At 72.7% G+C, this 9,685-nt stretch carries 9 protein-coding genes and 1 pseudogene; 5 read left to right on the plus strand and 5 right to left on the minus strand.

From position 1 onward, the window contains the following. The first annotated feature begins 35 nt into the window (after positions 1-35). The gene (locus JQT67_RS09945; RefSeq protein WP_208064538.1) at positions 36-1,421 is read left to right on the plus strand and encodes an L-serine ammonia-lyase; all 1,386 of its coding nucleotides are present in this window, start codon (positions 36-38) and stop codon (positions 1,419-1,421) included. 35 nt (positions 1,422-1,456) lie between these two features. After that, on the plus strand, positions 1,457-1,684 hold the full coding sequence (locus tag JQT67_RS09950) for a DUF5652 family protein (RefSeq protein ID WP_021010407.1): 228 nt from the start codon (positions 1,457-1,459) through the stop codon (positions 1,682-1,684). Positions 1,685-1,744: 60 nt separating this feature from the next. On the opposite strand, the gene JQT67_RS09955 is transcribed toward JQT67_RS09950, so the two are convergent. The 3 genes from JQT67_RS09955 to purM form a co-directional block, all read right to left on the minus strand. Next, entirely contained in the window at positions 1,745-2,149 is a 405-nt protein-coding gene (locus JQT67_RS09955) for a hypothetical protein (protein WP_021010406.1), read from the minus strand. A 70-nt stretch (positions 2,150-2,219) separates the two neighbouring features. Next, on the minus strand, positions 2,220-2,837 hold the full coding sequence (locus JQT67_RS09960) for a DUF4190 domain-containing protein (RefSeq protein ID WP_208064519.1): 618 nt from the start codon (positions 2,835-2,837) through the stop codon (positions 2,220-2,222). A gap of 109 nt (positions 2,838-2,946) precedes the next feature. Beyond that, on the minus strand, positions 2,947-4,035 hold the full coding sequence (purM, locus tag JQT67_RS09965) for a phosphoribosylformylglycinamidine cyclo-ligase (RefSeq protein ID WP_208064520.1): 1,089 nt from the start codon (positions 4,033-4,035) through the stop codon (positions 2,947-2,949). Positions 4,036-4,136: 101 nt separating this feature from the next. Between purM and tdh the strand changes: the two genes are divergently transcribed. Then, positions 4,137-5,192: an L-threonine 3-dehydrogenase gene (gene tdh / locus JQT67_RS09970; RefSeq protein WP_208064521.1), complete on the plus strand. Its 1,056-nt coding sequence runs from the start codon at positions 4,137-4,139 to the stop codon at positions 5,190-5,192. A gap of 3 nt (positions 5,193-5,195) precedes the next feature. After that, positions 5,196-6,374 carry a glycine C-acetyltransferase gene (locus JQT67_RS09975; RefSeq protein WP_208064522.1) on the plus strand — a complete coding sequence of 393 codons (1,179 nt, stop codon included), beginning with the start codon at positions 5,196-5,198 and terminating at the stop codon, positions 6,372-6,374. Between the two features lie 97 nt (positions 6,375-6,471). Here the strand turns inward: JQT67_RS09975 and JQT67_RS09980 are convergent, their stop codons facing one another. Beyond that, positions 6,472-7,332: an SDR family oxidoreductase gene (locus JQT67_RS09980; RefSeq protein ID WP_208064523.1), complete on the minus strand. Its 861-nt coding sequence runs from the start codon at positions 7,330-7,332 to the stop codon at positions 6,472-6,474. A 128-nt stretch (positions 7,333-7,460) separates the two neighbouring features. Between JQT67_RS09980 and purF the strand changes: the two genes are divergently transcribed. Further along, positions 7,461-8,918: an amidophosphoribosyltransferase gene (purF, locus tag JQT67_RS09985; protein WP_208064524.1), complete on the plus strand. Its 1,458-nt coding sequence runs from the start codon at positions 7,461-7,463 to the stop codon at positions 8,916-8,918. Here the strand turns inward: purF and JQT67_RS09990 are convergent. Further along, positions 8,911-9,685: pseudogene (locus tag JQT67_RS09990) on the minus strand (hypothetical protein); the annotation flags it as partial. The gene purF and the pseudogene JQT67_RS09990 overlap by 8 nt on opposite strands.

Raw genomic sequence — 9,685 nt, forward strand, 5'->3', positions numbered from 1 at the left:
CGGCTCCCGTCTTCGAGTCGCTCTCGGTGCTCGACATGTTCAAGATCGGCATCGGTCCCTCGTCGTCGCACACGATCGGGCCCATGCGGGCCGCGCTCGACTTCGTCGCGCAAGCGGATGCGTCGGGCCGCTTCGACGAGATCGTGCGGCTGCGCGTCGACCTGCTCGGCTCGCTCGGCGCGACCGGCTCGGGCCACGGCACCGACACCGCAGTCATGCTCGGCCTCGCCGGGCTCGCTCCCGACACCGTCGAGACGCCACAGATCGCCGCGACGCTCGACGACATCCGCTCGAGCGGCGAGCTCCTCCTCGGCGGCCGCCTGTCCGTGCCCTTCGACGAGTCGAAGGTGTTCGTCTTCCGGCCGCTCACGGTGCGCCGCGAGCACCCGAACGCCCTCCGCATCACCGCCTACGACGCATCCGACGCCACGGTCGCGACCGCGGGCTACTACTCGATCGGCGGCGGCTTCGTCATGCGCCACGACGAGGGCGATGTGCTCTCGCCCGTGCCGGCGCCCGCGACGCAGCACCACCCGGTGCCCTACCCCTTCAGCCACGGCGACGAGCTCGTCGAGCTCTGCGAGCGCACGGGCCTCTCGGTGCACGAGCTCATGCTCGCGAACGAGGAGGCGTGGCGGCCGCGCGAGGAGACGATCGCGCAGCTCGAGCGCATCTGGCAGGTCATGCAGGAGTGCGTCGCGCACGGCATCGAGACCGACGGCGTCCTGCCGGGCGGGCTCGACGTGAAGCGCCGCGCGCGCGACTGGCACGCGAAGCTGCTCGAGCGCGACGCCGCCCCGAAGGCGGGCCGCCCCGACCTGCTCGAGGGCATGGAGTGGGTGAACCTCTACGCGCTCGCGGTCAACGAGGAGAACGCGGCCGGGTCGCGGGTCGTGACGGCGCCGACGAACGGCGCGGCCGGCATCATCCCCGCGGTCATGCACTACGCCGACCGGTTCGCGAACTGCGTCGACGACGAGGTGTCGTGGCAGGTGCGGTTCCTGCTCGTCGCGGGCGCGATCGGCATCATCATCAAGTCGAACGCGTCGATCTCGGGCGCCGAGGTCGGCTGCCAGGGCGAGGTCGGCTCGGCGTGCGCGATGGCGGCCGCGGGCTTCGCCGCCGTGCTGGGCGCGACGCCCGCGCAGATCGAGAACGCGGCCGAGATCGGCATCGAGCACAACCTCGGCCTCACGTGCGACCCGATCAAGGGGCTCGTGCAGATCCCGTGCATCGAGCGCAACGCGATGGCGAGCGTCAAGGCGATCAACGCCGCGCGCATGGCGAAGCAGGGCGACGGCACGCACTACGTGAGCCTCGACACGGCCGTCGAGACCATGCGCCGCACGGGCGCCGACATGAGCGACAAGTACAAGGAGACCGCGCTCGGCGGTCTCGCGGTGGCCTTCATCGAGTGCTGACCGGCGACGCCGGCCGGGGAGCGGGAGGACGAGCGATGGGGACGAAGCGGAACGAGGCGGAGGCGCTCGCGGCGCTCGAGCGCCCCGGGGTGCGGGCCGGCATCGCGGCCGCCGCCCTGTGGGGGCTTGCCTGGAAGGGCGCGTCGCTCTGGCGCGCGGCGCAGGATGGCAGCAAGCCGTGGTTCGCGACGCTGCTCGTGACGAACACGCTCGGCGTGCTCGACGCCGTCTACCTCTTCGGCGTCAGCCGTCGGCGGCGCTAGCCCCGGCTCCGCTCGCGTGTGGAGCGCGCAGCCCGCGCACCCCACACCCGAGTGCCGCGCTCAGTAGCCGTACTGCGACGCGAAGATCGCGGCGAAGAAGACGGTGATCGCGATGGGCCAGAAGATGAAGGCCCAGATGAAGCCGAGGATCGAGGTCACGAGGCCCCAGATGGCCATCACCTTGCCCGCGGGCTCCTTCGCGATGCCGATGCCCGAGAGGATCGCGCCCGCGATCGCGTTCACGAACAGCGGGATGACGATGCTCGAGATGCCGAGGATGAGACCCCAGACCGAGAGCTTGCGCTCGGTCGAGGTGGGCGCGGCGTAGGCGTAGGACGGCACCGCCCCGTACGCCTGGCCGGCGTCGTATGCCTGGTAGCCGGTCGTCGCGGCCGGCTGGTAGGCGCCCTGGCCGGTGGGCTCGTAGCTCGGCTGGGCGGGCTGCTCGGGGGGCGTGTACGTCATGCGGAGGTCCTCGGTGCTCGGTGGGTGTGCGGGCGAGCGCTTGCTCGACCCACCAGCCTAGGGCCGCGCGTCAGGGCGAGGCGCCGATCCCCATGAAGAGCACGCCGAGCACGCCCAGCAGCGGCAACAGGTAGAACAGCAGCACCCACAGCAGGCCGACGCCGGAGGTGATGAGTCCCGTGATCGCCATCGCGCGGCCGGCCGGCTCGCGCCGGAGCGCGATGAACCCGAAGACGAGGCCGATGATGGGCACCACGACGAGTGCCCACGCGATCACGGCCGACGCGATGCCGAGCACCATCGCCGTGATCGAGAGGCCGCGCTGCGGCACCTGCGCGTTCGGGTAGACCGGGGCGCGGTAGACGGGCACGCCGTAGGGCGTGTAGTTCGCCACCTGCGCTGCTGCGGGGTGGATGAGCTGCGCGTCGCCGTCGTGGTGCAGCGGGGTGGAGTAGCGCTGCGCGACGTTCGGCGCGATGTATGCCGGCTGCTGCCACTCGGGCCCCCGCTGACCCATGGTCGGCGTGGCGGGCGGGCCCATGTCGGGCTGCGGCGCCGCGCTGCGTCGGCGCTCGCCGGCGGCGAAGGGAGGCGCGGGCGGCGACTGCTCGGACGTCGACGAGCCGTCCTGTCGGCTCTCCGGCGAAGCGTCCTGCGGGGGCCGGAAGCGGTCGGAGCCTTCGGACACGTCGCCACCTCCCCTGGTTCCGAGCACACGCTGATGCGTCGATTCGACGAAACGGTACGCGGCGTGCCTCAAGATCGGCTGGACGTGCGGCGCGCAGCGGGTGTGCGCGTCAGCGGAAGGCGCCGGCGAGCCGCACGGCCCCGCCGTCGACGCCCTTCGCGCCCTGCACCCACGCGGCGAGGTCTGCGGGCGCTTCCGCGACGCGGCCGACGGTCGATGCCGGGATGCCGGCGTCGCGGCTCGCGGCGATCACGCGGTCGGCGTCCGCGGCGTCGACGACCACGAGCATGCCGAGGCCCAGGTTCCAGGTGCCCTCGGCGTCCTCGAGCGAGAAGCCGCCCAGGCCGGCGAGCGCGCCGAAGACGGCCGGCACGTCCCACGCGGCGCGGTCGACCTCGACCGCGAGGCCGCGCGGCAGCACGCGCGCGAGGTTCGCGGCGATGCCGCCGCCCGTCACGTGCGAGATCGCCCGGACGCCGAGCCCCTGCTCGAGCATCCCGAGGAGGGGCAGCGTGTAGAGCCGGGTGGGCTCCAGGAGCGCCTCGGCTGCGACGCCCCCGAGCTCGTCGACGCGGTCGGTGAGCGCGAGGCCGCGCTCGGCGAGCACGTGGCGCACGAGGCTGAAGCCGTTCGAGTGCAGCCCGGAGGAGGCCATGCCGACCACGACGTCGCCCGCGCCGACGCGCTCGGCGCCGAGCACCGCATCCGCCTCGACGATCCCGACCGCGGCACCCGCGATGTCGTAGTCGTCGGGAGCCATGACGCCGGGGTGCTCGGCCGTCTCGCCGCCGACGAGCGCCGTGCCGGTCGCCTCGCACGCCTCGGCGATGCCGCGCACGATGTCGGCGATGCGCTCGGGCACGACGCGCCCGCACGCGATGTAGTCGGTCATGAACAGCGGCTTCGCGCCGACCACCACGATGTCGTCGACGACCATGCCGACGAGGTCCTGCCCGATCGTGTCGTGCTTGTCGATCGCCTGCGCGAGCGCGAGCTTCGTGCCGACGCCGTCGGTCGAGGTCGCGAGCAGCGGCTTGGCGTACGAGCCGGCCGCCGAGAGGTCGAAGAGCCCGGCGAAGCCGCCGACGCCGCCGAGCACGCCCGCGCCGTGCGTGCGCGCGACGGCCGCCTTCATGAGCTCGACCGCGCGGTCGCCCGCCTCGGTGTCGACGCCGGCGGACGCATACGGATCGGTCATGCGACCAGCGTACTTGGCCCACCGGAGCGCGATCGGGCCCCGCCCGCGCGCGCGGGTGGCAGGATGGGCGCGGCACACCCACCACGTCGACGGAGACACCCATGCGCGCACTCGTGACCCGAGGCAGACCGGGGCTCGAGCTCACCGAGCTGCCCGAGCCCGAGACCCCACCGGGCCACGTGAAGGTGCGCGTGCTCCGCGCCGGCATCTGCGGCACCGACCTGCACATCGACTCGTGGGATGCGTGGGCGCAGTCCGCGGTCACGCCCGGCCTCACCGTGGGGCACGAGTTCTGCGGCGAGATCGTCGAGGTCGGCGAGGGCGTGACCGACTTCGCGGTCGGGCAGCTCATGAGCGGCGAAGGGCATGTCGTGTGCGGGCACTGCCGCAACTGCCGCGCCGGGCGCCGGCACCTGTGCATCCGCACCTCCAACCTCGGCGTGCAGCGCGACGGCTGCTTCGCCGAGCTCGTCGTGCTGCCCGCGTCGAACGTCTGGGTGCACCCGGGCGTCACCGCCGCGACCGCGACCGCCGACCAGCTCGACGTCTTCGGCATCTACGACCCGTTCGGCAACGCCGTGCACACCGCGCTGAAGTTCCCGGTGATCGGCGAGGACGTGCTCGTCACCGGTGCCGGCCCGATCGGGCTCATGGCGGCGATGGTCGTCCGGCACGCGGGCGCCCGCCACATCGTCATCACCGACATCGCCGAGCCCCGGCTCGAGCTCGCCCGCTCGCTCGGCTTCCGCGCCCTCAACCCGCGTGAGGCGTCGATCGCCGAGGTGCAGCGCGAGCTCGGCATGCAGGAGGGCTTCGACGTCGCGCTCGAGATGTCGGGCTCGCCGACCGCCCTCGTCGGCATCATCGAGAACCTCAACTTCGGCGGTCGCATCGCGATGCTCGGCCTACCCTCGCAGCCGATCGCGGTCGACTTCGCGAAGGTCGTCTCGCACATGCTCACCATCCAGGGCATCTACGGCCGCGAGATGTTCGAGACCTGGTACGCGATGGCCGCGATGTCGCAGACCGGCCTCGACGTCTCCCCCGTCATCACCGACCGCTTCGCCTTCGCCGACTGGGAGGCCGCCTTCGAGCGCGCCCGCTCCGGCGGGGCGGGCAAGGTCATCCTCGACTTCACCGACCCCCAGGGAGCGTGACCCGTGTACTCCATCCGTGCATCCATCGCCGACGAGCTCGCCGAGATCGAGGCCGCGGGCCTCACGAAGCGCGAGCGCGCGATCGCGTCGCCGCAGTCGGCGAGCGTCGTCGCGAACGGCACCGAGGTGCTGAACTTCTGCTCGAACAACTACCTCGGGCTCGCCGATGACCCGCGCATCGTCGAGGCGGCGAAGGCCGCGCTCGACGAGTGGGGGTTCGGGATGGCCTCGGTGCGGTTCATCTGCGGCACCCAGACCCAGCACCTCGAGCTCGAATCGCGGCTCGCGTCGTTCCTCGGACAGGAGGCGTGCATCCTCTACTCCTCGTGCTTCGACGCGAACGGCGGCCTGTTCGAGACGCTGCTGGACGCCTCCGACGCGGTGATCTCGGACGCCCTCAACCACGCGTCGATCATCGACGGCATCCGGCTCTCGAAGGCGAAGCGCTACCGCTACGCGAACCGCGACATGGCCGAGCTCGAGGCGCACCTCCAGGACGCGCAGGGCGCGCGCCGCCGGCTCATCGTCACCGACGGCGTCTTCTCGATGGACGGCTACCTCGCGCCGCTCGAGGCGATCTGCGACCTCGCCGAGCGCTACGACGCGATGGTGATGGTCGACGACTCGCACGCGGTCGGCTTCACCGGCGCCACGGGCGCCGGCACGCCCGAGCTCGCCGGGGTGCAGCACCGCATCGACATCATCTCGGGCACGCTCGGCAAGGCGCTCGGTGGCGCCTCCGGCGGCTACATCGCGGCGCGCGCCGAGATCGTCGACCTGCTGCGCCAGCGCTCGCGCCCCTACCTCTTCTCGAACGCCCTCGCGCCGTCGGTCGTCGCCGGCTCGCTCAAGGCGCTCGACCTCGTCGAGGGGGCGGGCGAGCTGCGCGAGCAGCTGCGGCGCAACACCGAGCGCTTCCGCGTCGGCATGGAGCAGGCGGGCTTCGAGCTGCTGCCGGGCGAGCACCCGATCACCGCCGTGATGTTCCACGACGCGCGGCTCGCGGCCCAGATGGCGGATGCGATGCTCGAGGAGGGCGTCTACGTCACGGCGTTCTCGTTCCCCGTCGTGCCCCGCGGTGAGGCGCGCATCCGGGTGCAGCTCTCGGCCGCCCACTCCGACGCCGACGTCGACCGCGCGGTGGCGGCGTTCACCGCGGCGCGCGAGCGCGTCGCCGCCTGACCGCTTCCTGCTCGACGCGGAACGGGACCCCCTCCACCGCCCGGGACCTGGTGCACCAGGCCCCGCTGGGTGGAAGGGGTCCGTTTCGCGGGAGGCGTCAGAAGACCGGCTTGCCGCCCGTGACGCCGAGCACCGTGCCCGAGACGTAGCTCGCCTCGTCGCTCGCGAGGTAGACGAACGCGGTCGCGACCTCGATCGGCTGCCCCGGGCGGCCGAGCGGCGCGTTCATGCCGAAGTCCTTGACCGAGGGCTTCGTCGACGGCTGCAGCGGCGTCCAGATCGGGCCGGGCGCGACCGCGTTGACGCGGATGCCCCTCTCCCCGACCTGCGCGGCGAGGTTCACGGTGAAGTTGTTGATCGCCGCCTTCGTCGACGCGTAGTCGAGCAGGGTCTCGGACGGGTCGAAGGCCTGGATGGACGAGCAGTTGATGATGCTCGCGCCCTCGCCGAGGTGCGGCAGCACCGCGCGCGTGAGGTTGAACATCGCGAAGATGTTCGTCTCGAACGTCTGCCGCAGCTGCTCGTCGGTGATGTCGGCGAGCGACTCCTGCGCCATCTGGTAGCCGGCGTTGTTGACGAGGATGTCGAGCCCGCCGAGCTCGTCGACCGCCCGCTGCGCGAGGTCGAGGTTCGCCTGCTCGGTGCGCTGATCGGTCGCGATCAGCACCGCCTTGCGACCGGCCGCCTCGATCTGACGACCCGTCTCCTCGGCGTCCTCCTGCTCCTGCGGGAGGTAGGCGATCGCGACGTCGGCGCCCTCCTTCGCGAAGGCGATCGCGGTCGCTCGGCCGATGCCGGAGTCACCGCCGGTGACGAGGGCGCGCTTGCCCTCGAGCCGGCCGCGCCCGACGTAGCTCGTCTCGCCGTGGTCGGGCACGGGCTGGAGCTTGTCTGTCCAACCGGGCCACTCCTGGGTCTGCTCTGGCAGGTTCTTGATGGATTCGGTGTCGAAGCTCATGTCCCTCACTGTGCCGCCGCAGCCTGGACGTCGCTTGGGTGCTCGCCGAGCGCATCCGCCCGATCCGGAGCCGGCGCGCGGCGCTCGGTAGGCTTGGGTGTCAATCCCGCGACAGAAGGAGCTCGCCTGTGTGCGGCATCGTCGGCATCGTCTCCGACTCGAGCGTCAACCAGCAGGTGTACGACGCTCTCGCGCTCCTCCAGCACCGCGGGCAGGACTCGACCGGCATCGCGACCGCCGAGGGCCGCTCGATTCACCTGAAGAAGGCCAAGGGCCAGGTGCGCGAGGCGTTCCGCACCCGCGACATGCGCTCGCTGCTCGGCGACTACGGCCTCGGCCACGTGCGCTACGCCACTCGCGGCGAGGCCGCGAACGAGCTCGAGGCGCAGCCCTTCTACGTCAACGCGCCCTACGGCATCGTGCTCGTGCACAACGGCAACCTCACGAACTCCCGCGAGCTCGAGCGCGAGCTCGCGACCGTCGACCACCGGCACGTCAACACCGGCAGCGACACCGAGATGCTCGTCAACGTGCTCGGCAGCGAGCTGCAGTCGCTCGTCGGCGGCGGCGAGCTCGACGCCGACCGCCTCTTCACCGCCGTGCGCCGCACGCACGAGCGCATCCAGGGCTCCTACGGCGTCATCGCGCTCATCGCCGGGCACGGGCTGCTCGCCTTCCGCGACCCCTTCGGCATCCGCCCGCTCGTGCTCGGCCGCCGCACGAGCGAGCGCGGCCGCACCGAGTGGATGGTCGCGAGCGAGTCGGTGGCGCTGACCGGCTCGGGCTTCCAGGTCGAGCGCGACGTCGCGCCCGGCGAGGCGATCTTCATCACGCCCGACGGCGAGCTCGCCTCGGCGATGACGCACGACTCGCCGGTGCTGCTGCCGTGCGCGTTCGAGTACGTCTACCTCGCCCGTCCCGACTCGGTCATGAACGGCGTCAACGTCTACGAGTCGCGGCTCCGCATGGGCGAGCGGCTCGCCGACACCATCGCGCAGTACACGCCCTCGGGGGCGATCGACGTCGTCATGCCGATCCCCGACTCGTCGCGCCCCGCCGCGATGGAGGTCGCCCGCCGGCTCGGCATCGAGTACCGCGAGGGCTTCTACAAGAACCGCTACGTCGGCCGCACCTTCATCATGCCCGGCCAGCAGGAGCGCAAGAAGTCGGTCAAGCAGAAGCTCAACGCGCTCGAGAGCGAGTTCCGCGGCAAGAACGTGCTCGTCGTCGACGACTCGATCGTGCGCGGCACGACGAGCCGCGAGATCGTCGAGATGATGCGCTCGGTCGGCACGAACACCGTCACCTTCACCTCGGCCGCCCCGCCCGTGCGCTACCCGCACGTCTACGGCATCAACATGCCCTCGCGCAGCGAGCTCATCGCCTCCGGCCGCTCGATCCCGCAGGTGAACGAGGCGCTCGGCAGCGACTTCCTCGTCTACCAGGAGGTCGACGACCTGCAGCGGGCGATCCTCGACGGCTCGAGCATCGAGGGCCTCGAGATGTCGTGCTTCACGGGCGACTACGTCACCGGCTCGGTGACCGACGAGTACCTCCGCTGGGTGGAGCAGACGCAGCTCAGCTGAGCGGCTCCGCGGCGGCGCCGCGCTCGGGCGCCCATGCCCCGAGGCTCGCGACGAGGCACGCGATCGCGGCGCCGAGCACGACGTCGGCCACGGGCACGGGGCCGAGCAGCAGCGCGGCGAGGGCCGCACCGGCCGCCGCCGCGAGCGCGAGCAGCGCCGGGGTCGCGGGCGCGAGGCGCACGTGCGCGCGGCGCGCGAGCTCGACGAGGGCGACGGATGCGGCGAGCGCGATCCCGAGGAGCGTCGCGGCGGCGAGATCGAGGGCCCCCGGCCGCGCGATCGGCGCCGCGAGCGCCGCGATGCCGCCGAGGGTCGCGACGACGGCGGCCGCGCGGCGGCGCGGGAGCCGCTCGGCGAGCCGCGCGAGCGGCGGGCCGAGGATCGCGCCGAGCGCGAGGGTGAGCGCGATGGGCGCGGCCGGCTCCGGGTCGTCGGCGCCGATCGCCGAGAGCGCGGGACGGAGCGCCGCGATCACGCCCGCGCCGGCCGCCGCGAGCAGCGCGAGCGCGAGCACGCGCGCCGCGAGCGGCAGCGAGACCGGCGCCCTGGCGGCGCCCGCCGGCTCCGGTGCCGGCTCGGCGGCCGTCGGCTCGGGCCGCGCGCTCACGGCTGCGCCGAGCGCGAGCAGCTGCGCGCCGGCGGCGACGACGAGCACGGCAGCGACGTCGAGCGTCGGCACGAGCGGCGCGGCCGCCGCGAGCGCGGTGCCGCCCACGGCCGCGAGCAGAGTCGGCGCGGGCCGCACGGCGGGCGCGAGCAGCGGTTCG

The sequence above is a fragment of the Agrococcus sp. TF02-05 genome (genome assembly GCF_017565345.1).
GTDB lineage: Bacteria > Actinomycetota > Actinomycetes > Actinomycetales > Microbacteriaceae > Agrococcus > Agrococcus pavilionensis.